Annotated in this window: 29 protein-coding genes and 1 tRNA gene; 10 read left to right on the forward strand and 20 right to left on the reverse strand. The window is 73.0% G+C overall.

Going from position 1 to position 25,175, the window contains the following annotated elements:
• Positions 1-6: 6 nt before the first annotated feature.
• The 3 genes from BLT52_RS06915 to BLT52_RS06925 form a co-directional block, all read right to left on the reverse strand.
• Complete coding sequence (locus BLT52_RS06915; RefSeq protein ID WP_172804000.1) at positions 7-1,521, reverse strand: CYTH and CHAD domain-containing protein; 1,515 nt, start codon at positions 1,519-1,521, stop codon at positions 7-9.
• 36 nt (positions 1,522-1,557) lie between these two features.
• A tRNA-Glu gene (locus BLT52_RS06920) sits at positions 1,558-1,630 on the reverse strand.
• Between the two features lie 88 nt (positions 1,631-1,718).
• Positions 1,719-3,317, reverse strand: coding sequence for an SH3 domain-containing protein (locus BLT52_RS06925; RefSeq protein WP_157677015.1), 1,599 nt, complete (start codon positions 3,315-3,317; stop codon positions 1,719-1,721).
• A gap of 263 nt (positions 3,318-3,580) precedes the next feature.
• On the opposite strand from BLT52_RS06925, the gene BLT52_RS06930 reads away from it, so the two are divergent.
• On the forward strand, positions 3,581-3,922 hold the full coding sequence (locus tag BLT52_RS06930) for a metallopeptidase family protein (RefSeq protein ID WP_090596413.1): 342 nt from the start codon (positions 3,581-3,583) through the stop codon (positions 3,920-3,922).
• Positions 3,923-3,932: 10 nt separating this feature from the next.
• Here the strand turns inward: BLT52_RS06930 and BLT52_RS20755 are convergent, their stop codons facing one another.
• The 8 genes from BLT52_RS20755 to BLT52_RS20770 all read right to left on the reverse strand — a co-directional run bounded on the left by BLT52_RS20755 (position 3,933) and on the right by BLT52_RS20770 (position 9,581).
• Positions 3,933-4,256 (reverse strand): DUF202 domain-containing protein, encoded by a 324-nt coding sequence (locus tag BLT52_RS20755; protein ID WP_157677016.1) that lies wholly within the window; start codon positions 4,254-4,256, stop codon positions 3,933-3,935.
• Complete coding sequence (locus BLT52_RS20760; protein WP_157677017.1) at positions 4,253-4,627, reverse strand: YidH family protein; 375 nt, start codon at positions 4,625-4,627, stop codon at positions 4,253-4,255. Before BLT52_RS20760 ends, BLT52_RS20755 begins: the two co-directional genes overlap by 4 nt.
• A 29-nt stretch (positions 4,628-4,656) precedes the next feature.
• The gene (locus tag BLT52_RS20765; RefSeq protein ID WP_157677018.1) at positions 4,657-5,346 is read right to left on the reverse strand and encodes a hypothetical protein; all 690 of its coding nucleotides are present in this window, start codon (positions 5,344-5,346) and stop codon (positions 4,657-4,659) included.
• A gap of 45 nt (positions 5,347-5,391) precedes the next feature.
• Positions 5,392-5,646, reverse strand: a complete 255-nt coding sequence (locus BLT52_RS06945) for a DUF6458 family protein (protein ID WP_090591870.1) — start codon at positions 5,644-5,646, stop codon at positions 5,392-5,394.
• A gap of 108 nt (positions 5,647-5,754) precedes the next feature.
• On the reverse strand, positions 5,755-6,870 hold the full coding sequence (locus tag BLT52_RS06950) for a fatty acid desaturase family protein (protein ID WP_231946540.1): 1,116 nt from the start codon (positions 6,868-6,870) through the stop codon (positions 5,755-5,757).
• Between the two features lie 156 nt (positions 6,871-7,026).
• Complete coding sequence (locus BLT52_RS06955; RefSeq protein ID WP_197679232.1) at positions 7,027-7,791, reverse strand: GAF and ANTAR domain-containing protein; 765 nt, start codon at positions 7,789-7,791, stop codon at positions 7,027-7,029.
• A gap of 156 nt (positions 7,792-7,947) precedes the next feature.
• Positions 7,948-8,970: a TerC family protein gene (locus BLT52_RS06960; protein ID WP_090591875.1), complete on the reverse strand. Its 1,023-nt coding sequence runs from the start codon at positions 8,968-8,970 to the stop codon at positions 7,948-7,950.
• A gap of 167 nt (positions 8,971-9,137) precedes the next feature.
• Entirely contained in the window at positions 9,138-9,581 is a 444-nt protein-coding gene (locus BLT52_RS20770) for a universal stress protein (RefSeq protein ID WP_157677019.1), read from the reverse strand.
• A gap of 189 nt (positions 9,582-9,770) precedes the next feature.
• On the opposite strand from BLT52_RS20770, the gene BLT52_RS06970 reads away from it, so the two are divergent.
• From BLT52_RS06970 to BLT52_RS06990, 5 genes are read left to right on the forward strand one after another with little or no spacing between them, the layout of a single operon-like run.
• Positions 9,771-10,217 carry a pyridoxamine 5'-phosphate oxidase family protein gene (locus BLT52_RS06970; protein WP_090591876.1) on the forward strand — a complete coding sequence of 149 codons (447 nt, stop codon included), beginning with the start codon at positions 9,771-9,773 and terminating at the stop codon, positions 10,215-10,217.
• Between the two features lie 56 nt (positions 10,218-10,273).
• Complete coding sequence (locus BLT52_RS06975; protein ID WP_090591878.1) at positions 10,274-10,891, forward strand: hypothetical protein; 618 nt, start codon at positions 10,274-10,276, stop codon at positions 10,889-10,891.
• Positions 10,892-10,946: 55 nt separating this feature from the next.
• Positions 10,947-12,617 carry a GAF domain-containing sensor histidine kinase gene (locus BLT52_RS06980; RefSeq protein WP_090591879.1) on the forward strand — a complete coding sequence of 557 codons (1,671 nt, stop codon included), beginning with the start codon at positions 10,947-10,949 and terminating at the stop codon, positions 12,615-12,617.
• Complete coding sequence (locus tag BLT52_RS06985) at positions 12,614-13,312, forward strand: response regulator (protein WP_090591882.1); 699 nt, start codon at positions 12,614-12,616, stop codon at positions 13,310-13,312. Before BLT52_RS06980 ends, BLT52_RS06985 begins: the two co-directional genes overlap by 4 nt.
• A 40-nt stretch (positions 13,313-13,352) precedes the next feature.
• Positions 13,353-13,844, forward strand: a complete 492-nt coding sequence (locus BLT52_RS06990; RefSeq protein ID WP_231946541.1) for a universal stress protein — start codon at positions 13,353-13,355, stop codon at positions 13,842-13,844.
• A gap of 8 nt (positions 13,845-13,852) precedes the next feature.
• Here the strand turns inward: BLT52_RS06990 and BLT52_RS06995 are convergent, their stop codons facing one another.
• Entirely contained in the window at positions 13,853-14,167 is a 315-nt protein-coding gene (locus BLT52_RS06995; protein WP_090596419.1) for an SHOCT domain-containing protein, read from the reverse strand.
• A gap of 153 nt (positions 14,168-14,320) precedes the next feature.
• Here BLT52_RS06995 and BLT52_RS07000 point away from each other — a divergent pair, with 153 nt between their 5' ends.
• Complete coding sequence (locus BLT52_RS07000) at positions 14,321-15,520, forward strand: sensor histidine kinase (protein WP_090591885.1); 1,200 nt, start codon at positions 14,321-14,323, stop codon at positions 15,518-15,520.
• Complete coding sequence (locus tag BLT52_RS07005; protein ID WP_090591888.1) at positions 15,517-16,206, forward strand: response regulator; 690 nt, start codon at positions 15,517-15,519, stop codon at positions 16,204-16,206. Before BLT52_RS07000 ends, BLT52_RS07005 begins: the two co-directional genes overlap by 4 nt.
• A 24-nt stretch (positions 16,207-16,230) precedes the next feature.
• On the opposite strand, the gene BLT52_RS07010 is transcribed toward BLT52_RS07005, so the two are convergent.
• The 5 genes from BLT52_RS07010 to BLT52_RS07030 form a co-directional block, all read right to left on the reverse strand.
• Positions 16,231-17,673: an Nramp family divalent metal transporter gene (locus BLT52_RS07010; RefSeq protein WP_090591890.1), complete on the reverse strand. Its 1,443-nt coding sequence runs from the start codon at positions 17,671-17,673 to the stop codon at positions 16,231-16,233.
• A 44-nt stretch (positions 17,674-17,717) separates the two neighbouring features.
• The gene (locus tag BLT52_RS07015) at positions 17,718-19,175 is read right to left on the reverse strand and encodes a LamG domain-containing protein (RefSeq protein WP_090591893.1); all 1,458 of its coding nucleotides are present in this window, start codon (positions 19,173-19,175) and stop codon (positions 17,718-17,720) included.
• A 2-nt stretch (positions 19,176-19,177) separates the two neighbouring features.
• Positions 19,178-19,771, reverse strand: a complete 594-nt coding sequence (locus BLT52_RS07020; protein WP_090591894.1) for a zinc metalloprotease — start codon at positions 19,769-19,771, stop codon at positions 19,178-19,180.
• An 80-nt stretch (positions 19,772-19,851) separates the two neighbouring features.
• Positions 19,852-20,451: a TasA family protein gene (locus BLT52_RS07025; protein WP_090591897.1), complete on the reverse strand. Its 600-nt coding sequence runs from the start codon at positions 20,449-20,451 to the stop codon at positions 19,852-19,854.
• Between the two features lie 251 nt (positions 20,452-20,702).
• Entirely contained in the window at positions 20,703-20,897 is a 195-nt protein-coding gene (locus BLT52_RS07030) for a hypothetical protein (protein ID WP_090591898.1), read from the reverse strand.
• An 81-nt stretch (positions 20,898-20,978) separates the two neighbouring features.
• On the opposite strand from BLT52_RS07030, the gene BLT52_RS07035 reads away from it, so the two are divergent.
• Positions 20,979-21,899, forward strand: a complete 921-nt coding sequence (locus tag BLT52_RS07035; RefSeq protein WP_172804002.1) for a LysR family transcriptional regulator — start codon at positions 20,979-20,981, stop codon at positions 21,897-21,899.
• Between the two features lie 7 nt (positions 21,900-21,906).
• Here the strand turns inward: BLT52_RS07035 and BLT52_RS07040 are convergent, their stop codons facing one another.
• The 3 genes from BLT52_RS07040 to BLT52_RS07050 all read right to left on the reverse strand — a co-directional run bounded on the left by BLT52_RS07040 (position 21,907) and on the right by BLT52_RS07050 (position 24,165).
• Positions 21,907-22,089: a hypothetical protein gene (locus BLT52_RS07040; RefSeq protein WP_090591903.1), complete on the reverse strand. Its 183-nt coding sequence runs from the start codon at positions 22,087-22,089 to the stop codon at positions 21,907-21,909.
• A gap of 18 nt (positions 22,090-22,107) precedes the next feature.
• The gene (locus BLT52_RS07045) at positions 22,108-23,595 is read right to left on the reverse strand and encodes a S10 family peptidase (protein WP_197679233.1); all 1,488 of its coding nucleotides are present in this window, start codon (positions 23,593-23,595) and stop codon (positions 22,108-22,110) included.
• A 63-nt stretch (positions 23,596-23,658) separates the two neighbouring features.
• Positions 23,659-24,165 (reverse strand): MarR family winged helix-turn-helix transcriptional regulator, encoded by a 507-nt coding sequence (locus BLT52_RS07050; RefSeq protein WP_231946542.1) that lies wholly within the window; start codon positions 24,163-24,165, stop codon positions 23,659-23,661.
• 80 nt (positions 24,166-24,245) lie between these two features.
• On the opposite strand from BLT52_RS07050, the gene BLT52_RS07055 reads away from it, so the two are divergent.
• The gene (locus BLT52_RS07055) at positions 24,246-25,127 is read left to right on the forward strand and encodes a VOC family protein (RefSeq protein WP_197679234.1); all 882 of its coding nucleotides are present in this window, start codon (positions 24,246-24,248) and stop codon (positions 25,125-25,127) included.
• The last annotated feature ends 48 nt before the right edge of the window (positions 25,128-25,175 follow it).

Consider the following 25,175-nt stretch of genomic DNA (forward strand, 5'->3'; position numbering starts at 1 on the left):
GCGTCCTCAGCGCTCCTTGCGGCCCCAGCGTCGCTCCGCCTCGGCCCGGATCCGGCGGGCCAGCTCCTCCTCGCGGGCCATCAGGTAGCCGTAGGTGAAGCCGTTCTGACCGCCGTCGGCGCCGGCCGCGGCTCCCAGCCGGCGGAGGAACGCGGCGCTGACCGCGCTGTCCTGGTGCTCACCCAGCAGGGTCTGCAGCCGGGTGGTGTCCTTGATGGTGCGGGTGGCCTGCTTGCTCCCCGCCTGGGCGGCCAGCTCGGCGGCGTAGCGGTGGCGCTTGGCGGCCTTGCGGGCGCGGTGCAGGGCCTCGACGTCGCCACCCGCCTCGGCCAGCCGCGTCGTCACCTTCTTCTCCGCGCGGCGCAGGTAGCCGTCCACGGCCTCGGCCGGATCGCCCGCCACGGCGGTCAGGGGCGGCAGCGTCCGCCACCGCAGCAGCAACCGCAGCAGGGTCTGGTAGCGGTCGCCGGACATGGCCTCGACGGCCCGCTCCCAGTGCTCGGCCCGCTCGGAGGAGAGCGTGCTCTCCACGAACGCGGCGACCGGCCCGAGGACGACCTCGGCGGGGAGCTCGGCGATCTTGGCGGCCAGCCGCTCCTGCAGCACGTCGCGGTCCCGCACCTCGCCGAGCAGGCCGGCGAACCAGACCAGCTCGGCCTCCAGCACCGCGATCTCGTCGGGGTCGAAGAGCGCGTCGAAGACCCGCAGGGTGCTGCGCAGCCGGCGGATCGCCACCCGGTACTTGTGCACCAGCGGCTCGTCGCGACGCAGCCCGATGTCGCAGCGGGCGATCTCGCGGCACTGGTCGGCCAGGTAGGCCCAGGCCAGCGCGCCGACGGTGTCGAGCTCGTCGGGGGCGCTCGCCGGGGCGGCACCGCCGAGCGCCCGCTGCAGCCGGCTGGTCGACGTGCCGAGGGTCTCGCCCGCGGCCTGCAGCCGCTTGGCGATGCGCCGGGCCGGCTTGGCGCCTCCCTCGGAGGCGGGTCGCAGGGTGACCTCGCGCCAGCTGCTGACCCGGCTCTCCCGACCCAGGGTGACGGCGCTGACACGGTCGTCGGCCAGCTCGAGCAGCAGCGTGCCGTCGGCGGCCCGGAGGCGGTGGGTGGTGCGCGTGACGCCGACCCGGGCCACGGGGGAGAGCTGCTCACCGGCCTGCGCGCCGACCACCAGGGCCCGGAGGGTCCGGGGTGGCTGCTCCGACGTCGAGGGGTCCGCGATGTCGGCGCGGCCGTCCGCGTGGGGCACCTCCAGGTGCCAGCCCGCGTCCGGACCGTCCGCGCGGAGACGCAGCGTCAGCTCGTGCTGGGCTAGGTGGCCGGAGGGGGTGTCGAGGTAGGTGTCCTGGAGCTGCAGCTCCGAGGTCTCCCAGCGGTGCCCGGCCGGCGCGCGGCCGCGGAGCGGGGCGAGGGGCAGGTCCTCGGGCAGCTCGTGCCCGTCACCACGGTCCAGCAGCTCGTCGACCACCGCGTCCTCCCGTCTCGCACGGGTGCGGTCGCGCTGCCGCACCCAGGTGCGGAGCATGCCACACCGCCCGGAGGACCGGGACGGTGGGCTGAGCATCCCCAACGGGATTCGAACCCGCGCTACCGCCTTGAAAGGGCGGGGTCCTGGGCCGCTAGACGATGGGGACCCGGTGGACCCCACCCTACCGAAAACGCCGCGGCCCGCGACCCCGACGGGAGGTCGGGGACGCGGGCCGCAGGGTGCGGAGCCGGGGCTCAGCGCAGGGTGGTGATGTGCACGTGGTTCTTGTGGTTGGCGTTGTCTGAGCCGCGGTCGGCCATGTAGCGCCACCCCTCGCCGGCACGGCGGACGTTCCAGATGCGCTGGTCGTAGATGATGTACTCCACGTTCAGCTCGCGGGCGTTGTCCTTGATCCACTCCGCCATGTCCCACCCGAGCGCCCGGCCCGAGGCCGAGGAGTAGCTCGGCAGCATGGCGTCCAGGGCCCGGCCGGACGGGTGGTCCGGGATCGGGTCGGCCCGGACGCCGTAGTAGGTGCTCACCTGGGGGTAGCGGGCCTGGAGGCGGGCCAGCAGGTACGTCGAGTTGGAGGTCAGGCCCGAGAGGCCGCTGCTGCTCCCGCCGCCGCTGCCGCCGGCACCGGTGCCGGGCCTGGTGCTCGACAGGTACTGGGCGGTCACCCAGCGGACGGCCCCGTTGTGGATGATCTGGGCGCGTCCGTTCTCGACCTTCCCGGTCACCGCCAGCTTGGTGCCACGCGGCACCTCGGAGTAGGTGGTCGAGTTCCTCGAGGCGCTGCGGATGTCCAGCGCGGTGGTGGCGTACTTGTGACCGACCACCTCGGGCAGCTTGTCCGAGGGCGCCGGCGAGGTGGCCCCGGCCGGCTTCTTCGACGTCAGGTACCGGGCCGAGACCCAGCGCTTCTTGCCCTTGAAGGTCACCTCGGTGAAGCCTGACCTGGTGGTCCCGTCGGTCGTGAAGCCGTAGCCGCGGACGGCCACGTCGATCACGGACGCGCTGAGGCTGGGACCCGTGCGGATGTTGAGGGCCACGGTGCCGTAGCGCCACTCCTCCTTGCCCTGGGGCTTGCCGGCCGCCGGCTTGCTCGTGGTGGGCTCGGTCTTCGACAGGTACCTCGCCGACACCCACCGGGTGCTGCCCTTGAAGGTGACCTCGGCGAACCCGTCGCGGGTGGTGCCGTGGAGCTCGAAGCCGTAGCCGGTGCCGGCGACGTCGACCACGCGGGCGCTGCTGCTCGGTCCGGTGCGGACGTTGAGCGGGACGGTGCCGTAGCGCCACTCCGTCCTCGCGGGGGCCGACGACCCGCTGCCCGGCTTCTTCTCGGTGAGGTACTGGGAGGTGACCCAGCGGACCTTGCCCTTGAAGTTGACCTCGGTGTAGCCGCCACGGGTCTCGCCGGTGACCTGGAAGCCGTAGCCCTTGGCCGCCACCGTGACCACCGCGGCCGACAGCGACGGTCCGGTGCGGACGTTGAGCGCGGTGGTGCCGTAGCGCCAGCCCCTGGACGCCTTGGCGTCCGCGGCGGCGTCGTCACCGCCGCCGGCCACGACGTAGCGGGAGGAGACCCAGGCGGTGGTGCCGGCGAAGCCGACCTGGGTCCAGCCGTCCTCGGCCTGACCCTTCACCGGCAGGCTCTGCCCGGTGCCGAGCGCGCCGACCACGCGGTACCTCGTCCCGGGACCGGAGCGCACGTTCACGCTGGTGGTCGCGGTGACCATGGTGGTGCGGGCCTCTGCGGTGCTGCTCACCACCACCGAGATCCCGGAGACGAGGCCGGCGGTCATCACGAGGGATGCCGCCACCCCGCCCATGCGTTTCAGGGCGCTGTTCACCGTTGTGTGTCCTCCCCGACGACCTTCCCAAGCCGTCGATCGTGGGATGTGGATCAGCAGGACCTTCGACGCTTCCCCGGTGGCAGCGCTTGCACGCCCCACCTCGTCATTCCCTGCAGACCACCGATTTCTGCGGACACTATTGGCGTGCTCTCAGGTCGTGCAATAACCCTCAACCTCCGGTGCAAGTTGACACGCCGCTTTCTTCCTAAGAACTACACCAATGATATTCAGGGCCTCGATAGGGTGCGGGTGTGGTGACGATGGAGCGCGAGGAGTTCGACCGGCTGGTGGAGGAGGCGCTCGCCCGGGTGCCGGCCGAGCTGGCCGCCCTGGTCGACAACTGCGTCTTCGTGGTGGAGGACGACGCCCCCGCCGAGGAGCCGGGGCTGCTCGGGCTCTACGACGGCGTCCCGCTCACCGAGCGCGACACGGGCTACGGGGCGGTCCTCCCGGACCGGGTGGTGGTCTTCATGAACCCGACGCTGGCCATCTGCGAGACCCACGAGGAGGTGGTGGAGGAGGTCGGCATCACCGTCGTGCACGAGATCGCCCACCACTTCGGCATCGACGACGCCCGGCTGCACGAGCTCGGCTGGGCCTGAGGCCCGGCGCTCAGCCCCAGGTGACCAGCAGGACGGCGGCACCGGCGGCGACCGTCACCACCAGCAGGGTCAGCAGCAGCGCCGCCCGGCCGTCCGGGAGGGCGGTGGAGCCGCGCAGGGCCGACTCCGCGGCCCGGTAGCGCCGCCGGGTCAGCACGGCCAGCCCGCCCGCCAGCACCAGCGCCACCCCGGCGACCGCGAGCCCCGGCAGCAGCGCCCTGGTGGTGACCAGCCGGGCCACCACCAGGGCGCAGAGCACCAGCGAGAGCAGGGTCCGCTGCCAGGCCAGCCGGGTGCGCTCGTTCTGCGCCCCCCGGTCGAACAGGGTGCTCACGGCAGCAGCAGCACGACGGCCAGCAGCGCCACCAGGACGAGCGCGCCGGTGAGCAGGGGCATGGTGCGCGAGGACGGCAGCCGCCGGTCCAGCCGGAGGGCCTTCTCGTTGCCCATCCAGCGGAGCAGGCCCGAGACCCCGCAGAGGACCCCGCAGACGATCAGCACCCCTGCGGCGAGGTGCGTCTGCCACTCCCGGCCGGGGACGAGGGAGGAGACGGTGACGAGGGCGACCCCGGCGGTGAGGAAGCCCAGCCCGGTACGGATCCAGGCCAGGAACGTGCGCTCGTTGGCGAAGGTGAAGCGGGGGTCGGGCTCCTCGCCGACGCCGAAGACGGAACGGGGCCAGCGGTCGTCCGGGTCGTCGCTCACGCGGTCGATGGTATCGGCGGGGCCCGCGGTCACGTGGTGTCGACCGCGCCGACCACCCAGCTGCGGCGGCGGTCGCTGACCAGGCGCGCGCAGGTGCCCACCGCGCCCGGCGGGATCCACCCTGACTGCAGGTCTGCCGCGGGAACCGGCTCGGCGCCGGTGGCGGCGCTGAGTGCGGCCCGGCTGGTCCCGTCGGCGACCAGGACCAGCACGGGGAGCCGTCGCTGCAGCCGGTTGACCTCCAGCGTCCGCAGCACGTCGCGGTGCACCTCCGGGGCCACCACGACGCAGGGGCGCTGCTCGCGCAGGGAGGGCTCCAGGAAAGCCAGCAGCGCGCGGAGGCTGGTGACGGGGTCCCTGCAGACGAGGACCCGGGGGTGGTCCAGCACGGCCCGGCCGGTGGCGGTGTCGGTGACGAACCCGGGGGCGGCGGTGCCGACCGGGACCTCGGTCGCGGTGCGCAGCTCCCGCTCCAGGGTGGCGCGCTCGGCGGGGCTCAGGTCGGTCGGTGCGGCGTCGGCCGGCGGACGTCCGGCGTCGAGGTCGGTGAGGTAGTGCGGGACGGCGTCCCCGCCGGGACCCGGGACGGCACGGTCCGGCGGGCTGGTCAGCTCGCGGCGGCGGGCCTCGGTGACGTGGCGGTCGCGGAGGGCGCCGACCACGATGACGGCGACGCCGGCGATGGCCACGACGACCAGCCAGAACACCCAGGACGGCACCCGGTCAGCCTGCCACGTCGCTCGGCGGGCCGGGTGCCTCCGGGATCAGTCGACCTCGCGGCGGGTGACCTCTTCGCGCGGGGGGGTGGTGCCGTCGTCGACGACGCGGCGGGTGGTGCTGCTGCGGACGCCGCGGTTGGCGTTGGCGGTGAGCACGAGCCCGAGGATGATGCCCAGCACCCCCGCGCCCATCAGGATGTAGCCGATGGTCGTCAGGTCGACGCCGCTGAAGTTGTCGCTGACGGCGAAGGCCAGGATGGCCCCCAGTGCCAGCAGTGCGATTCCTGGTCCAACCCTCATCTGGTGCTCCTCAGCCCGGGGCGGGTCGTCCCGCCGGGGCTCAGCGTAGGACAGGGCCCGCCGACGCGGTGGTGCCGCGCCGTCGGGCCCTGTCGGGGCCGCTACGGCTCAGTGCCGCGCCATCGCCAGCGCAGGCGAGGTCTCAGCGAGACCGGGGGTGCGCCGGGCGGCGACCAGCGGGCACAGGAACGGGTCCCGGTCCTTCAGGCCGACGGTGTTGAGGTGGCTGACCACGGTGCGGTACGCCGACAGCAGCGAGACCTGGGTGTAGGGGACCCCCACCTCGGCGCAGTGCTCGACCACCATGGCCTGCACACGACGCAGGTGCGGTCGGGCCATCGAGGGGAACAGGTGGTGCTCGATCTGGTAGTTGAGCCCGCCCAGGAAGACCGACATCAGCGGTCCGCCGGAGATGTTGCGGCTCAGCAGCACCTGGCGGCGCAGGAAGTCCAGCCGCAGCTTGGGGGAGACGAGCGGCATGCCGATGTGGTTGGGCGCGAAGGCCGAACCCATGTAGAGGCCGAAGAGGGCGAGCTGGACGCCGAGGAAGGCCGCGGCCATGCCGGGGGGCAGCACCAGGAAGACCAGGGTGAGGTAGCCGCCCAGACGCACGGCGAGCATGGCGATCTCGGCACCACGGCGGGGGACCGGCCGCGGGTTGATGACGCGCTTGATGCCGTCGACGTGCATCGAGAGGCCCTCGAGCAGCAGCAGCGGGAAGAAGTACCAGCCCTGGCGGGCCAGCAGCCAGCGGCTGACCGGGTGGCGGCGACGGTCACCCTGCTCCGGCGTCTGCGCCAGGACGGGGAGGTCGATGTCGGGGTCGGTGCCGATCTTGTTGGGACCGGAGTGGTGCTTGGTGTGCTTGCTCTGCCACCAGCCGTAGCTGATGCCGACGAGCAGGTTGGCCACCACCAGGCTGGTCCAGTCGTTCCAGCGCCCGGACTTGAAGATCTGCCGGTGCGCGGCGTCGTGGCCGAGGAAGGCGATCTGGGTCATCAGGACGGCGAGGACGGCGGCGTTGAGCAGCTGCCACCAGGACTCGCCGATGAGCACGAAGCCCACGACCCAGGCGGCGGTCAGCACGACGGCGCCGATGAGCTTGGTCCAGTAGTAGCCGTAGCGGCGGCGCATCAGGCCGGCCTCGCGGACTCGCTGGGTGAGGGACGTGAAGTCGCTGGCGCCGTGGCCGGGGGCCGGACGCTCGAGAGTGGAAGAAGACAAAGGAGGACGCCGATCTGCGCGGTCGTTCCCGTGAAGATCTGGGCGGCTGCTGGATAGCAGGTCGGTGGGCGGCGAACGTGTCAACGGCCCACCAGGCCCCAGGCCGGTTGTTGCGACAACGGGATCAGTCTAACCCGGGGCCTCCAAGGACCGGGGTCAGGGTCTCCTGGCCCGGGCCGCCCGGACGGCCTCGTCGACCACCCGCTCGGCCATCACCGACATCTTGACGTGCCCGGCCTGGCTCAGCTTGCGCAGCCGGTCCAGGGCGTCCTCGCGGGCGTGACCGCTGCGGGCCATCATGATCCCGACCGCGCGCTCGACGCCGCTGCGCTCGTCGAGGGTGCGCTGCAGCTGCTCGGCGAGCCGGGTCGCCCGGGCCAGCACCTGCGCGTTCTGCACCGCCACGGCGGCCGGGACGGCGAACAGCTGGCCCAGGTGGGCGGCGCGCTCGTCGAAGGCCTGCTTGGCGTGCGCGTAGACGTTGAGGGCTCCGAGCGCCCCCTCCGCGGTCACCAGCGGCAGGGCGAGCACGCTGTGCACCCCCATCCGGGCCACCCGGGACCCGAACCTGCGCCACTGCTCGTCGCTGCCCAGGGAGCCGATCCGGACGACCCGCTGCTCCGACATGGCGGTCAGACAGGGTCCGTGCCCGAACTCGTGCTGGACGTCGTCCACCTCGCGGACGAAGGCGGAGGTGGCGACGACGACGTCGGCGCGGTCGGCCTCGCGCAGCGTCAGCCCGGCGCCGTCCGCACCCGGGATCGCCTGGACCGCGAAGGTGGCCACCGCGGTGAGGGTCTCCTCCAGGCTGAGTCGGCCGACGGCGAGACCGGAGAGGGCGTCCAGCCCGACCCTCAGCTGCTCGAGGTCCTCGCTGCTGCCCACCAGCCGCTCCGGTCGCAGCGGTGCGTCGCCGCGCACCGCCTCCGGCGTCCCGGTGCCCGGTCGGGCGCTGTCCCTGGGGTCGATGACCGAACCTCCCCGTCTCCGCGCACCTGCTGCACCAGTCGCGCAGGCCCGGTCCAAGGATAGGTGGGCCGTCGGTACTCCCGCGCCACGGCCGCCGGTGCCGGGAGCTCAGGACAGCTGCTTCTCCGGGTCCGGCGCGTCGCCCGCGGGGTCCACCGGCTCCTTGCTGCGGTCACCACGGGTCCTCCGCAGGCTGGCGAGCGTCGCCACGGTGATGGTGGCGGCGATGAACAGCAGCGAGAACCAGATCGGGATCTCCGGGGCCCACAGCACCGGCTGGCCGCCGTTGACGAAGCCCAGCTCGTTGACGTGGAGGGCGTGCAGCAGCAGCTTCACGCCGATGAAGGCGAGGATGACCGCCAGACCCTGCGCCAGGTAGACCAGGCGCTCGAGCAGGCCCCCGATCAGGAAGTACAGCTGGCGAAGACCCATCAGGGCGAAGGCGTTGGCGGTGAAGACGATGTAGGCCTGGTCGGTCAGCCCGTAGATCGCGGGGATGGAGTCGACGGCGAAGACGAGGTCGACGAAGCCGATGGCGATGATGGTCAGCAGCAGCGGGGTCACGAACCGCCGGCCGTCCAGCCGGACGGTCATCCGGTCGCCGTGGAACTCCTCGGTGACGGGGAGCACCCGGCGCACGGCCCGCATGAAGCGGCCGTCGGCGGGGTTGCTGTCGTGGCTGCCGCGGGCCTGCTGGTAGGCCAGCACCAGCAGGAACGCCCCGAAGAGGTAGAAGATCCAGGAGAAGTTCGCGATCAGCGCGGCGCCGACGGCGATGAAGACGCCGCGCAGCACGAGCGCGATGACGATGCCGATCATCAGCACCTTCTGCTGGTAGATCTTCGGCACGGCGAACGCGGTCATCACCAGCAGGAAGACGAAGAGGTTGTCGATCGACAGCGCCTTCTCGGTCAGGTAGCCGGCGAAGTACTCACCGCCGTAGGTCCAGCCGGAGACGACGCCGACGCCGACGCCGAAGACCAGCGCGAGACCGATGTAGAAGGCCGACCAGCGGGCGGACTCGCCGATGCTCGGCTCGTGCGGCCGGCGGACGTGGGCGAAGAACTCGTAGACGAAGAAGGCGATCGTGACCGCGATCGTGACGGCCCAGACGAGCGGAGTGGTGTTCACAGGGGCTCCTGACGTGGTGTGCGTGGACCAGCGTCAAGGTCTTCCCCGTCCCCGCTGACCGGGGACCGGTGGCCCGGGGTGCGATGCGCACCCGTAGTGACGAGCCGACCGAGTCGGAGTACTCCCCTTGCAAGCAAGAAGGGTACCTGAGGTCCCCAGACGCAGGGTCAGCCCGCAGGCACGGCCACCACGGGGCAGCGGGCGCGGCTGAGGCAGTAGTGGCTGGTGGAGCCCTCGAGCAACCGGGCGGCACCCCGCCGTCCGCGGGTGCCGATGACGAGGAGGTCGGCGGAGGCGCTCGCCGCCACGAGCCGCTCGCCTGCCGGTGCGCCGGTGAGCTCCAGCGTCGTCCGAGGCGCTGGGGCGGTGGCGGCGAACAGCGCGGTGATGCGCTCGCGCTGGGAGGGCTCGTCGAGGTCGCGGCCGTGGTGCTCGGCCCGGCCGGCGTCGCCGATGCACCAGTTCGGCGGGGCCACCAGGCGGGGGGCGAGGGCGTGCAGCGCCCGGACCGACCCTCCGGTGACGCGGGCCCAGTCGGCGGCCCAGGCCAGTGCCGCGGCTGCGGCGGGGGAGTCGTCGAACCCGACGACGACGACGGGAGCGGTGGTCACGTCCTCTCCCTCCCGGGTCGCTGGTCCTCCCACCCTGCAGGTGCCCGGGGCGCGGGTGCAGTGCGGGAGGTCCCGCAGCGGTCGGGACCAAGGGCCCCCTCTGCCGGGGCCCGACGACCCTGCTCGGAGGTGGCTGGGGGCGACACGCTGGGGACGTGAACCCGATCCACCGCTGAGGAGGCGACGAGGATGACCGACAGCCGTCGCAGCACCGCCCTGGGACGCTTCCAGTGCGAGGAGCTGCTGGCCCAGCACCACCTGGCCAGGGTGGCGCTCAACGGCCGCGGGGGACTGCGCATCCACCCCGTCAGCTACCGCTTCCACGACCAGTCCGTCGTCTTCCGCACCACCCCCGACAGCGTCCTGGGCGGTCTCGCGCACCCGCAGCCCGTCGCCGTCCTGGTCGACCAGCTGGACGAGGAGAGCCGCTCCGGCTGGTCGGTGCTGCTGCAGGGCACCAGCCGCGGGATCAGCGACCTCACCGAGCTGGCGCACCTGTGGACGGTGGACGAGCTGAGCCCGTGGGGCGTCGGCGTGCACACCGTCTTCGTCGAGGTCAGGGCCGAGCACGTGACGGGCCGCGCCTTCAGCGCCGGGCCGGCCGGACCCGGCCCCGTCGGCGGCGAGCTGTCCTGACCGCCACCCCGACGAACCCCGCACCGCGCTCCACCCCACGAGACAGGACGACCACCATGACCACCAGCACCCACCACGCCCACCACGACGAGCCCCGGACCCCCCGGGCCGCCACCCACGCCGAGGAGGGCCTCGCGCCCGCCACCCCGACCGTCACCCCCGCCGCCCGCCGCACCCTCGCGGTGCTGCGCATCACGATGGGCCTGGTCTTCCTGTGGGCCTTCGTCGACAAGCTGTCGGGCCTCGGCTGGTCCACGTCCGCCGAGCGGGCGTGGGTCCGGGGCGGGTCCCCGACCAGTGGCTTCCTGGGGAACGCCGAGGTGGGACCGCTCGCCGGTCTCTTCAACGCCCTCGCCGGGTCGGCCGTGGTGGACTGGCTCTTCATGCTCGGGATGCTGGGCATCGGGGTGGCTCTCACCCTCGGCATCGGCCTGCGGGTCACCGCCGTCGCAGGCACCCTGATGATGGCCGCCATGTGGGCCGCGGAGTGGCCCCCTGCCCGTCTCAGCCTCAGCGGCGAGCCCAGCGGCTCGTCGAACCCGCTGCTGGACTACCACCTGGTCTACGCCCTGGTCCTGATCGCCCTCGCCCTCCTCGGCGCCGGCGCGACCTGGGGACTGGGCCGGCGGTGGAGCGAGACCGCCGCCGTGCAGCGCAGCCCCTGGCTGCGCTAGCCGCTGCGCCGCCGGGTCGGCAGCGAGGAGAGCGGTGCGGGCCTACCCTCGTGGCATGGCATCGGCTGCAGGACCATCGACGGCGCCGACCGCCGCCCCGGTCGACGGGATCGCTCCGGACCGCCTGGCTCAGCTGCTGGAGGCGCAGCGGGCCCTGGTCGAGGACCTCTCCCTCACCGACGTCCTGGTGCGGGTGGTGCGGGTGGCCCGCCAGGTCTCCGGGGCCCGTTACGCGGCGCTGGGCGTCATCGACGAGCACGGACGGCTCGAGCAGTTCGTGCACGACGGCATGGACGAGGCCACGGTCGCCGCGATCGGCCCGTTGCCGCGGGGCCGGGGGCTGCTCGGCGCGCTGGTCGACCACCCGCAGGTCATCCGGCTGGGACGGCTGTCCGAGGACCACCGCTCGGCCGGCTTCCCGCCCGGCCACCCCCCGATGAGCACCTTCCTGGGGGTGCCCGTGCGCCACCACGACGAGGTGCTGGGCAACCTCTACCTCACCGAGCGCCGCGGTGGCGGCCCGTTCACCCTCGCCGACGAGCAGGTCGTCGAGGCCCTGGCCATCACCGCCGGCAGCGCGGTGGCCAACGCCCGGGTCTACCAGCAGGCGGTGCAGCGCCAGTCCTGGATGCGCGCCTCGGCCGAGATCAGCCGCGAGATCGTCGCGATGGGCGACGAGGGCGAGGTGCTGCAGCAGGTCGCGGACGTGGTGCGCCACCTCGCCGAGGCCGACGTCGTCAGCGTCGTGCGACCCTCACCACCGGACCACCTCTGCGTGCAGGTGGCCAGCGGGCTGCGCCAGGACGAGCTGCTCGGCCACCGCTACCCGCGGGCGGGGTCCCTGGCCCAGCAGGCCATGGACACCGGTCAGGGGCTCGTCGTCCACCGGATCGGCCCCGAGGCCTCCGACCAGGAGCCCTGGGTCCACCTCACCGCGGTGCTGCCCGTCGTGACCGCGATGGTCTTCCCCCTCCGGAGTGAGCACCAGGCGCAGGGAGCGATCGTCGTGGGCCGGCTGGAGGGACGACCGGCGTTCTCCCGGGACAGCCTGCAGATGGCGGAGACGTTCGCCAACCAGGCCGCGCTGGCCCTCGAGGTCGCCGCCGCCCGTCAGAGCCGGGAGAGGCTCCACGTGCTGGACGAGCGCGACCGCATCGCCCGGGACCTGCACGACCACGTCATCCAGCGCGTCTTCGCCGCCGGACTGACCCTGCAGAGCCTCGCCGCCCAGGAGACCGACCCGGTCCTGCGCCCGCGTCTCGGAGAGCTGGTCGAGCAGATGGACGACATCATCGGCCAGATCCGCGACACCATCTTCGACCTCCACGAGCCGGAGGACCGCACCAGCATCCGCGAGCGGCTGACCGCCGCGGCGGCCGAGGCCAGCCAGGGAGCCGCCCTGCGGCTGTCGACCGGGTTCAAGGGACCGTTGGCCGCGGCCGATGAGCACCTGGGCGACCTGACCGCCGTCGTCCGCGAGGGCATCAGCAACACCGTCAAGCACGCCTCGGCGAGCCGGGTCGCCCTCGAGGTCTCCGCCGACGAGCGGAGCCTCCAGGTCAAGATCGTCGACGACGGCGTGGGCTGGGAACAGGCCGGCCCCCACAGCGGCCTGGAGAACCTGCGGTGGCGGGCCGAGCGGCTCGGGGGTCAGCTCGTCCTCCGGGACAACCCCGACGGTGGCGCCACCCTGGTCTGGCGCATCCCGCTGCAGGAGGCGTCGTGAGCGCCACCCCGATCACCGTGTTCCTCCTGGACGACCACGAGCTGGTCCGTCGCGGTCTCAACGACCTGCTCGCCTCGGCCGAGGGCATCGTCGTGGTGGGGGAGGCGGGCACCGCCGAGGAGGCCAGACGGCGGATCCCGGCGTGCGCGCCGGCGGTCGCCATCCTCGACGTCAGGCTGCCCGACGGTTCGGGGATCGACGTCTGCCGCGACGTGCTGTCCTCGCTCCCGGGGACCCGCTGCCTGATGCTCACCTCCTACGACGACGAGGAGGCCCTCTTCTCGGCGGTGATGGCCGGTGCGGCCGGGTACCTGCTCAAGCAGATCCGGGGCAACTCCCTGGTCGAGGCCATCCGGCACGTCGCCGCGGGCCGGTCCCTGATCGACCCCGCCATGACCCGGCAGCTGATGCAGCGGATGCGCCACCCCCCGGCAGCCGAGACCGCCGACCAGGACCAGCTCACCGAGCGGGAGGGCCAGATCCTGGACCTGATCGCGGACGGGCTGACCAACCGGCAGATCGCCGAGCGGCTGTTCCTGGCCGAGAAGACGGTCAAGAACTACGTCTCCGGACTGCTGGCCAAGCTGGGCATGCAGCGTCGCACCCAGGCCGCCGTCTACGGTGCCGCCCGGCGGCGCGACGTCCCCGGGCGGCAGCGACGACCAGGAGGGACCGGACCCGAGGACAGGACCTAGGACCCTGGACATCGCGCGGCTGGTGGCCCAGCGTGGCGGTGTGGACCACGAGAGAGCCTTCCCCGAGCCCGACGACGACGACATCGAACCGGCCCCGGCGGCGGCCGTCGTGGTGGGCCACGACGGGTCGGCCGAGGCCGACCACGCACTGGAGACGGCTCTGGAGGTCGCCTCCGGTCTGGGTGCGCCGCTGACCGTCGTCCGGGCCTGGTCCATGGTGACCGCCCCACGGCCGGCCGGCTGGACGTTCGGCTACGTGCCGTCGGCGGACGAGTTCGCGGGCGCGGTGCTCGCCGAGCTCGAGTCCGACGCCGAGCCGCTGGTGTCTCGCTTCCCCGACGTGACGGTCAGCCACCGGGCCCACCACGCCGGTCCGGCCCGGGCCCTGATCGAGTCGTCGCGCGACGTCCGGATGCTGGTGGTGGGCAGCCGGGGCCTGGGCGGCTTCCGCGGGATGGTCCTGGGTTCCACCAGCGACAAGTGCGTGCGGTACGCGCACTGCCCGGTCCTGGTCACCCGCCTCCCCGGCTGAGTAGCGGGTCAGCGCTTCGGCGGCCTGCGGTTGGGATCGGCGGGGTCGTGGACCCCCGGCGTCCAGTTGAGGACGGAGGCACGCTCCAGGAACTCCTCGGTGGAGATGTCCCCGTTGGCGAACCGGTTGGCCAGCGTGGTGCGGGCGTCGTGCTCGGGGGAGCGGAAGAAGGCCGGCGGCGGACCGAGGCGTCCGCGCCTGGCCAGCAGCAGGAGCAGGCCGCCGACGAGGGCGGTGGTGAGCAGCAGGAACATCAGGCCTCCGAGGAAGAAGGGCGGGCCGCCGGGGCCCGGGTGCAGGAACGGGATGAGCTGTGTGGTCATGTCCCCACCCTCGTCGCCGTCGTCTCGCAGCACGTCGGCTCGGCGACGACACCTCCGCTGCGTCCCCGGACGCAGCCGGACTGCGTCCCCCAGCGGATGCGCGCGGTCGCCGGGCCGCCGTACGCTCCCCGGGACGGCCGACAGGAGACAGCGATGGCAGCAGGCAGGGCGCACCCGCCCGCGCGGCGCCTGCTCCTCGACGTCCCCCTGGCGCTGCTGGTGGGAGCGGGCACCTGGTTCTCGCTGGTGGTCTCCCGGTTCACCCCCGGACGTGCCGGTGGGCCGCCGTGGCGCGGGGACGGCCCGCGGGACTGGCCCGACGGCCCGGGCCCTGGCGCCGACGTCCCCTGGCTGCTGGCGCTGCTCCTCGCCCTGGTCGTGGTGTCGCTGGCCCTGCGCCGGGTGCGCACGGTGCCGGCGCTGGTCGGGGTCGCCGCCGGCACGGCCGGGCTGCTCGCCGCGGGTGCCTCGGCGTGGCCGCTGCTCCTGGCCCCCGCGCTCGCCCTGGCCGCCCTGACCTCCTCCCGCCCACCGGCGTCCTGGTGGCGCTGGACGCTGGTGCTGGTCCCGGTGCTGGTGGCGCCGTGGTGGCCCTCCGGCGCTGGGCGGACCGCCCTGGAGACGGCCTCGGCCACCACCGTGGCGCTGCTGGTGTGGGTGCTGGCGGCCCTGGCCGGGCTGCTCGGCCGCTCCCGCCGGCTGGCCTGGCGCCGGGCCCGTGACGAGGAGCTGCGCCAGTCCGCCGACGCCGAGCGGCTGCGGATCGCCCGGGAGGTGCACGACCTGGTCGGGCACTCGCTGTCGGTGATCACCATGCAGGCCGGGGTGGCCCTGCACGTGGTCAACCGCCGGCCGGAGCAGGCCGAGGAGGCGCTGCGGGCCATCCGGCGCACCGGTCTGGACGCCATGAGCGAGCTCCGCTCGACGCTGGGGGTCTTCCGCGGCGAGCAGGACACCCACCCCCCGGCCGGGGTGGAGCGGCTGCCCACCCTGGTGGCCGACCTGCGCTCCGCCGGCCAGGAGGTGGCGCTGCGGGTGGACCCGGCCCTGGGCGTCGTGGCGCCCTCGGTCTCCCACGCGGTGTACCGGATCGTGCAGGAGTCGCTGACCAACGTCTCGCGCCACGCCCCCGCCGCGGCCGCCGAGGTCGACGTCCGGCGCGAGGGCGACGTCCTGGTGGTCGAGGTAGCCGACTCCGGGCCGCTGCTGACCGCGGCGCCACCGACCCCGGGACACGGCATCGCCGGGATGACCGAGCGGGCCCGGGCCCTCGGTGGCACGCTGGAGGTCGCCGCCCGACCCGGTGGCGGCGTGCTGGTCCGGGCCACGATCCCGGTGGAGGAGGCCCGATGAGCGACGCCGCTGCCAGCCCGTCCGGGACGGGTCGCCCGATCACGGTCGTGGTGGCCGACGACCAGTCGCTGATCCGGATGGGGCTGCGGGTCCTGGTGGAGGCCGAGGACGATCTGGTCCTCGCGGGGGAGGCCGAGCACGGGCGGGCCGCGGTCGAGCTGGTGGCCCGCGTCCGACCCGACGTGGTGCTGATGGACATCCGGATGCCGGAGCTGGACGGGATCGAGGCGCTGCGCCAGATCTCGGCCGACCCGGCGCTGGCCGCGACCCGGGTGGTGGTGCTGACCACCTTCGAGCACGACGACTACGTGCTGGACGCCCTGCGGGCCGGCGCCGCCGGGTTCCTGGTCAAGGACAGCGACCCCGTGGACATCCTGCGGGCGGTGCGTCTCGCGGCGTCGGGGGAGTCGCTGCTGTCGCCCTCGGTGACCCGACGGCTGATCGCGTCCGTGCGCGACCAGCCCGAGCGCCGGACCCGGCCGCATCCGCGGCTCGGGCTGCTCACCGAGCGCGAGCGCCAGGTGCTGGCGCTGATCGGGGAGGGTCTGAACAACGAGGAGATCGCCGAGCGGCTGGTGGTCAGCCCGGCCACCGCGCGCACCCACGTCAGCCGCGCGATGACCAAGCTGGGCGCCCGGGACCGCGCCCAGGCGGTGGTGATCGCCTACCGCTCGGGTCTGGTCTGAGCGCGGCCCGCGGGTCGGACGGGGTCAGCCCCCGAGGAGCCGGCCCAGCTGCTGCTGGGCGGCCGCGGTGGTGGCCACGCCGAACAGCACGATCGACCACACCATGATCACCAGCCGCACCCCGCGGATCCGGATCGGTGCGGGGAGAAGCTTGCGGTTGATGAGGATCAGCAGCCCGCTGTAGATGAACATCATGAACCCGCCCACCACGGCGGCGATGACCAGCAGGGCCAGCGGCTGGTCGAAGCCCACGGCCAGCACCAGGATGCCGATGGCGACCAGGCCCCACACCAGCAGGGCGTACAGGCGGTTCTCGTCGGCGCGCTTCAGGTAGGACGTCTTCAGCACGTCCGCAGCGAGGCGGCTGGTGTAGTCCACGATCCCCAGCGCGGCGGTCAGCAGCGAGAAGGCGCCGACGATCCAGAAGAAGTAGCGGAACCAGGAGCCGACCCGCTCGCCGAGGACCTCGCCCTCGGTGCGGATGAAGCCGATGTTGTTCTCCAGGCCGGGGGTGCCGAAGACGGTGGAGTAGGCCAGCAGCGAGGTGAAGGTGATGGTCAGGAAGGTGATGAGGACGAAGGTCGTCAGCTGCTCGATGTTGGCGAAGCGCCACCACCCGCGCCAGCGCGAGAGGTTCTCCTGGGTGGGCTCGAAGATGTAGCCGGTGTTCTGCTTCGCCTCGGGCTGCCCGGTCACCGGGCTGACCAGCCGCGGCACGTAGTGGCCCATGCCGAAGCCCTTGTCCCGGATCCAGTTGGACTGGACGAGGTTCTGCCCGCCGCCGGCGCCGGCGAAGGCCAGCGCGCCGACCAGGACGGCGAACCCGAGCTGCTCGGCCGGCAGGCTGGCCTCGGTGACGATCTGGGGGACGGCGGCGAATCCCTCCGCGCCGACGGCGAAGATCATGCCGATGACGAAGAGCAGCAGCACCGCGGCCACCTTGAGCATCTGCGCCCGCTCCAGGGCCACGTAGACCACCGGGGCGAGGGTCAGCACCAGCCCGATCGCGATCAGCATCCCGATGGCGATGAACCGCGGCGTGCCCCCGGTCATGAAGGAGACGATCGTCGCGGAGCTGATGGCCCAGCCGGGCCACAGGTTGGCGAAGTAGGCCAGGATCGCGAACACCAGACCCCAGTGCCGCCAGTAGCGGCTGAACCCGGTCAGCGCCGTCTCGCCGGTGGCCAGGGTGTAGCGCTCGATCTCCAGGTTGATGAAGAACTGCGTCCCCAGCCCCAGCAGGGCGGCCCACACGAACACCAGGCCCACCTGCGAGGCGATGAAGGGGAAGATCACGAACTCCCCCGAGGACAGGCCGACGCCCGCGGCCACGATGCCGGGGCCGATCAGGCGTCGGTACGAGGTGGGCGCCGGCGGCAGCTCGCGCACCGTCGGTCGCGGCAGCAGCCTGGTGGGGAAGGCTTCTGCCGCGCTCACGTCGGTGTGGTCGGCATCACGTTGGGCCATGAGCTGTTCCTACCACGCGGAGCGCGGTCTGTGCAGGTACCCGTTCAGGAACGGCTGGCGGAGTGGCCGGCGACCTGCGCCGGGCTCAGCGCGTGGTCGTAGACGGCGACGTCGTCCAGGCTCCCGGTGAAGCCGTAGGTCATCGGCGTGGAGGGACCCCAGCCGGCCAGGTTGTCCCGGCCGATCCGCCAGCGGCCGTCGTAGACCTCGGCGGTGGTGGCGCTGCTGCTGGAGGCGACCAGGGAGCCGTCCACGAAGAGCCGCATCCCGGCCGAGGACAGCGTGGCGGCCACGTGGTGCCACGCCCCGTCGTTGTAGGACCTCGGGGAGCGGATGGTCTCGACCCGGTTCGGGTAGACCCCGAAGACCAGGGTGCCGTTGTTGGCCATGTAGATGTGGCGGTCGAAGTCACCCGACGTCCCGGTCTCGGTGCTGCCGAAGCCGACCATCCGGCCGCCGGTCCAGGTGGTGGTGCGGAACCAGGTCTCGACGGTGAAGGTCTGGAACCCGCGGACCGCGCCGCCGCTCTGGCTGGCGTAGCTGCTGCTCCCCAGCGAGAGCGCCCGACCGGTGCCGCACCCGGCGGCGACCGAGCTGAACCCGGAGGTCTGGATGGTCGCGCGCCGGTTGTTGCCCGAGGAGTCGGCCAGCGTGGTGCCGCTGGTCTCGTCCAGCTTCCAGTACAGGTAGGGGTCGTCGGCCACGGGTGCGCTGCTGCAGCTGTAGTACCCGGCGGAGGTGAACCCGCCGGTGGTGCCGGCGGCGGCGGAGTAGGCGGCGTGGGCCGGCGCGGCGGCCGTCACCAGCAGGCCGACCACCACGGCCAGCACGGCGGTGCCGACGGCGGCCCGGACGAGCACGGGCAGGTCGGTGAGACCGCGACCCGCGGTGGGTGCCTCGACCGCGCGGCGCGGGCCCTCGTCCTCGTCCTCGTCGTCGTCCTCGTCGTCGCCGACCAGGTCCCGGTCGAGGGCGGAGAGGGCCAGCAGGGCGGCGACCGCGGCCCCCACCAGGGCCAGCAGCCCCAGACGGCCCTCGTGGAACCACACCACGGGGAGACCCACCGCGGGGACCCGGAGCACGCCGACCCCGTGCACCGTGGCCGGGTCGACGTGGCTGGAGTCGTCGGCGGGGTTGGCGTCACCCCTCGTGACCAGCAGACCCTGCTCGTCGACGTCGACCACGCGGTGCAGCCGGAGCCGACCGGCGTGGTCGGGGTCGTCGAAGAGGGCGATCCGCCCCGGGACCACGGCCTCCGGGGCGGCGGGCGCGGCGACCGCCACGTCGCCGACGGCGATCCTCGGCATCATCGACCCGGTGACCACCGTGGTGGGCTGCCAGCCGATCAGGGCCGGCAGCGCTCCCCACAGGGCGAGGGCAACCACCGCGGCCAGCACCGAGCGGGCACCGACGGCGACCAGCAGACGTCCCCAGGCCCACGGCCCGGAGCCGGTGCCCTCGTCGGATCGTCGGCGGAGACGCTGGTCCCGGTAGTCGGTCATGCTCATCCCCTGTTCGCGCTGTACATCGTCTTCACGAGTCGGTAGTCGGCCGCCGTGGGCCGGTAGTGCGTCGCGCCGGTGCCGCCGACCATGCAGGACTTGTCCCGGTTGCGGGTTGCGTGGTCCCGGTGGGCAAGACCGAGGATGTGACCGAGCTCGTGACACGCGGTCTTCTGTCGCGTGCGGTAGTCGACCTCCTTGCCCCACCAGCTCGCCAGCCGGACCTCGGCAGGCCTCGTCCCGTTGTCCAGACCGCGGATGGTGCCATCGGACCACCACGTCGTCGATGCGGTGCCGGTGGTGGTGCGCGGCATCGTGACCTCCTTGACGACCACGCACTGCGAACGGTGCGTGCAGGGGGACGTGCCGTAGACGAAGTGGAGGGGACTGCTGTGACCCCACAGCCGCGCGGCCTCCCGCACCGGCCAGCGTTCCCGGCCGTCCTTGCCCTTGAGGTGCGACGTCGTGTCCTGGATGTAGATGACGTCCGTGCGCCAGGTGTTGTAGGAGGGCGCGGCGTCCGCCGGCGGGGCGCTGACCGCCAGGCACCCGAAGGTGATGGCGAGTGCGGTCAGGATCTTGGTGAGCCGGTTCATGATGCCTTCTACTCAGTCGGTCTCGGGCTCGTGGGGTGGCGTGCGGGGAGGGGTCGCGGTGGACTGCTCCCGGTCGCGGATCAGCTGTTCTGGGCTTCCCAGGTGAACCCGAGGGAGGCGGTGCCGCCCTGGGTGGAGTCGGGCGCGTTAGCGTCCAGGGTGTAGGCGAAGCGGTAGACGCGGGTCTCCGAGGCGGTGCCGGTCGGGGCCCAGGTGCCGACGCCGTTGCCGTAGCCGGTGCTGGCGGAGCCGAAGCCGGCCAGGGTGCCGGAGTACAGCGAGGCGCCGCTGGAGAGCGGGGTGAAGCCGGAGCAGCCGGCGGTGCTGCCACCGGTGCCCTGGGTGATGGTCAGCTGGATGGAGCTGGCCAGGGACTTGGTGGTGGCGGCGGAGGTGCCGTACAGCTTGACCACCGAGGGCAGGCTGCCGGTGGAGGTCACGGCGATGCACTTGGTGCCGGTCGCGCCGGGCTTGATGTTGGAGGCGTTGAAGAGCGCGGTGCCCGCGTCGTCGTCCTCGAGGTCGACGGTGCCGGAGGCCCAGCTGCTGGTGGGGTTGACCGTGGTGTCGCTGTAGGCGGAGTAGGAGGCCTGGGCCACGGCGAGACCGCTGAGGGCCAGGGCGACGGGGACGGCGGCCCAGCGGGCGATGCGGGCGGTCTTGCGGGTGGGACGAGACATGCTGAGGCTCCTCGGGAGGCTGTGGGAGAGGCGTGTCCTCGGCTGCTCGGACCCGCTCGTGCCATCCCGATACGGGGTGGCGAGAGGAATCTGACCACGCCGGAAAATGCCTCAGCAAACCATTCCGGGCCACTTCTGGAGATCTTGAGAGAATGCTTCGGGGGAGTTCTGGAACTGCGTCTTCCTTGAGGTCGGGCGGGGGTCGCACCGAGGGAGGACCTGAGGTTCCCGAGACGTCCCCGTGACCTGGTTCAGCGCAGGGCGGAGGAGGGTCGAGGGTGCACCAGGGAGGCGAGGGCGCGGCGCACCCGGGTGGTGGCAGCCGGACGCCGGGAGGGGTCCGGGGTGGTCGGGGACGGGTCGGTCAGCTCCACCTGGAGCTCGCGGAGCAGACGCTCCTGGTCGCGGTCGACGGGTCCGTGGCCGAGGGTTCCGTAGCGGTTCATGGCTCAAGCCTCGATCCCTCCACCCACAAGCACAAGCGAATGGTCCTTCACTGTCGTGAAGGACCGCTGTATGGTCAGAGCATGCTCGACATCCAACGACTCAGGGCCTTCCGGGCCGTCGTGGCCAGCGGCTCGGTGCAGGCCGCCGCGACGTCCCTGGGGTACACCCCGTCGGCGATCAGCCAGCAGATCACCGCCCTGCAGCGCGAGACCGGCCTGACCCTGTTCGAAAAGTCCGGCCGCGGCATCGTGCCCACCCCCGCCGGTGAGCTGCTGGCCGCCGAGAGCGACGCGGTGATGAGCCACCTGGCCCACCTGGACGGGCTGGTCGACGACCTGTCGGCCGGGCGCTCGGGCGTCCTCACCGTGCGCTGCTACCCGTCGGCGGGGGAGGGCTGGCTGCCGACCGTGGTGAGCCGACTGCTCAAGGAGCTGCCCGACGTCTCGGTCCGGCTGGACCTCACCGACGCCATCGACCCGTCCGACCTGGACGCCATCGACATCAGCATCCACACCGACCAGCTCGAGGAGCCGGCCCCCTCGGTGCTGGGACGGCGCCGCGTCCCGCTGGCCCGCGAGCGCTACCTCGCCGTGGTGTCCCCGGACCACCCCCTGGCCGGGCGGTCGGAGGTCTCCATGGTCGAGCTGGTGGAGCACCCCTGGGTGCAGGAGGACGTGGACAACACCACCTGCGGGCTGATCATGCAGCGCGCGTGGCGCAAGGCCGGGCGCACCCCGCGCATCCTGGCCCGGACGTCGGGCCACCACAGCGCGGTGGCCTTCGCCGCCGCTGGCATCGGTCTCTTCGTGGGGCCCTACCTGACCACCACCCGGCTCGGACCGGACGTGGTCAAGGTGCCGATCAGCGACCCCGCACCGGAGCGGCTGAGCGTGGCCTCGGTCCGTCAGACCGCGGAGCGCAACCCGGCCGCGCGGAGGTTGCTGGAGCTGCTGGCCGAGACCGCCCGCGAGGACCCGGGACTCCTGGACGTCGCCGCCTGAGTCGTGCTCAGAGGGCTTCGCCCCCGCCGGGCAGGAAAGCCCACACCAGCAGCGCGAGGGCGAGCAGGCCGCAGACGGCGGCCGCCGTCCACCATGCCCGGCGCGCCGCGGCGGGGAGGCCCGGGGCGTCGCCCAGCCACAGCATCACGACCGCCACCAGCCCGAGGGCCAGCGGGAGCAGCACCTCCACGACCCACCCCCGAACGGCTCAGCGGGCCGTCGCGCGGGTGACGAAGTCCGCGAGGTCGGCGCTCTGGCGCAGCCGGGTCGGCTCGTGGACGTACATCATGTGGCCGGCCTCGTACCAGGCGTGCTCGATGTTGGCGCGCAGCTCGGCGGGCAGCTGCAGGTGGGCGAAGGTGTCCTCGGCGGCGGAGTGCGGCGTCGCCCCGTCGTAGTAGCCGTAGGCGACGTGGACCCGCAGGTGGGGGTTCTGCCGCATCGCCCGCTCCAGCCTGCCGCTGACGTCGACCGGGCGGCCCTCGAACTCCTTGAAGGACCACGGGTGCACCCGGGCGGAGATCTGCTCGTAGGCCAGGTCGTTCTGGTAGCCCAGCTCGTCGCGGACGTAGTGGTTCCAGGCGGCGGCGTAGGGGCCGCAGATGGCGTCCATCGACGGGTCGGCGTCCATGTGCTCGGCGATGGCCGAGGCGGCCGGGGCGGAGAAGCGTCCGTCCAGGCGTCCGACCGTGCGCCGCTGGTCGCGCAGCAGCTCGCCGAAGAAGCGCCAGTGCTCGATCCGCAGGTCGGCGCGGTCGACGTAGTCCTCGCTCAGCCCGGTCAGGGCGGCGACCTGCCGGACGGCCTCGGCGCGCTCCTCGGCGCTCAGCCGGCTGCCGCGGCCCAGCACGTAGCGGTACCCCCGCGACGCGTACTCCTCGGCGGCCCCCACCGCCTCCTGCAGGGTCTGCCCCGGGATGCGCCCGTGGTAGTGGGCGACGGCGGCGTAGGTGGGCAGGTAGAGGGCGTGCGCGCGGTCGTTGCGCTGGTCGTGGAAGTCCTGGCTGCCGATGTCGAGCACGCTGGAGACCATCACGACGCCGTTGAGGTACATGGCGTGCCGGGTCTGGAGGTGCTCGGCCAGCGCCGCGGCCCGCAGCGTCCCGTAGGACTCCCCGACCAGCAGCTTGGGTGACATCCAGCGGTGGTGCCGGGCGGTCCAGAGCCGGATCACCTCCGCCACCGACTCGACGTCGGCGGTGAACCCGTGGAACTCCGCGGGCCTCTCCCCGGCCAGGGCGCGGGAGTAGCCGGTGGAGACGGGGTCGATGAAGACCAGGTCCGACACCGCGAGCAGGGTCTGGGGGTTGTCGGCCAGGCCGTAGGGCGGCGGCAGCAGCTCCCCGGCGTCGCCCATCAGCACCCGTCGTGGTCCCAGCAGGCCGAGGTGCAGCCACACCGAGGAGCTGCCGGGTCCGCCGTTGAAGGCGAAGGTGACCGGCCGCGACGTCGGGTCCTCGGAGTCCAGCACGTAGGAGGTGATCGACACCTCCGCCCGGGGGAGCAGCCCCTTGAAGACCCCGTCGGTGTGCACCTCGTCGCGCAGCACGATGCGCCCGGTGACGGCGGTGTAGTCCAGGGTGCGCCCCTCGACGGTGAGCTGGTGGCGGGTCGAGACGAGGTCGTCGACCGGTTCGGCCGGGGTGCGCGTGGCAGCCGTGTCGGCGGAGGTCGGGTCGGGCTGCTCGTGGATCACGCCGTCAGGCTAATCACGCCGGTCCCCGGCCGGCGTGCGCGGGGGGTGGCCCGGGGGTGTCGCTCAGGTCCGGGCGGCCGCGTCCGGTCCGCGTCCGGAGAAGGTGTGGGCGAAGCGGCCGTCGGGGTCCAGCCGAGCCAGCACGGTCCCGGCGATCTCGCCGAGCTGGCTGACCTGCTCCGGGCTCAGGGCGTCGAAGACGTAGCGGCGCACGGCCCCGACGTGGCCGGGCGCGGTGGCCACCAGGGTCTGCCAGCCGTGCTCGGTGAGCCGGGCGTTGGTGGCGCGGGCGTCCTCGGGGCAGGGCAGCCGCTCGACCAGGTGCCGCTCCTCGAGCCGGCGCGCGACGTGGGAGAGGCGGGGGAGCGTGGCGTTGGTCCGGGCCGCGAGGGCGGTCATCCGCAGCGTGCGGCCCGGCGTCTCCGACAGCATGGCCAGCACGAGGTACTCGAAGTGGGTGAGGCCCGCGTCCTGGCGGAGCTGGGAGTCCAACGCACCCGGGAGCAGCTCGAGCACCCCGGCCAGCTTCAGCCAGGCGGCGTGCTCCTGGTCGTCCAGCCACGTGGTCACGTCGCACCTCCCCTTGGTTGACCGCTCAACCATACGCGCGTAGAGTGATAGTTGTCGCAACAACCTATTGAGGAGCCCGTATGCCCCACCTCAGCACCGTCGACCGGCTCCCGGGCGACACCGCGATGGGGGCGGTGACCCTGCGGGTGGCCGACCTCGACGCCATGACCGCCTACTACCGCGACGCGGTGACGCTCACCCTGCTCAACCAGGACGGGGACCGTGCCGTGCTGGGGCGTGGCGGGTCGCCCGTGGTGGTGCTGGAGAACGCGCCCGAGCTGCGCCACGCCGGTCCCCGCGAGGCCGGGCTCTACCACACGGCCATCCTCTTCGAGACCGAGGCGGACCTGGCCGCCGCCCTGCACGCGGTGGCCAGCCGGCACCCCGGCAGCTTCGTCGGGAGCGCGGACCACCTGGTCAGCAAGGCCTTCTACCTCACCGACCCCGAGGGCAACGGCATCGAGCTGTACTGGGACCGCGACCGCACCAGCTGGAGCTGGACCCACGGCCACGTCGACATGGACAGCCTGGCGCTGGACCCGAACCGCTACCTGCGTGAGCACCTGGAGGAGGAGGCGGTCCGGCAGGCCCACCAGCGCCCCGCCTCCGTCGGCCACGTCCACCTGTCGGTGGGTGACGTCGAGTCCGCGCGCCGCTTCTACGTCGACCAGCTCGGCTTCGAGACCACCGCCGAGATGGGCGACCGGGCCCTGTTCGTCAGCGCCGGCGGCTACCACCACCACATGGCCATGAACACCTGGCGCAGCGCCGGCGCCGGACGTCGGCGGCTCGCCCTCGGCCTCGGGCTGGTCCGCATCGAGCTGCCCGGGGCCGACGACCTCGGCGCCCTCGGTGAGCGCCTCACCGCCCACGGGGTCGGGCTGCGCGACGACGGCCGCACCGTGACCTTCGAGGACCCCTGGTCCAACCGCGTCCAGGTCTCCGTGCGGGTGGAGGGGTAGCCGGTCCGGTGTGGGCACCGGGGCGTCGGGTAAGCCTCGGCCAGCCCC

The organism is Auraticoccus monumenti (genome assembly GCF_900101785.1).
Classification (GTDB): Bacteria; Actinomycetota; Actinomycetes; order Propionibacteriales; family Propionibacteriaceae; genus Auraticoccus; species Auraticoccus monumenti.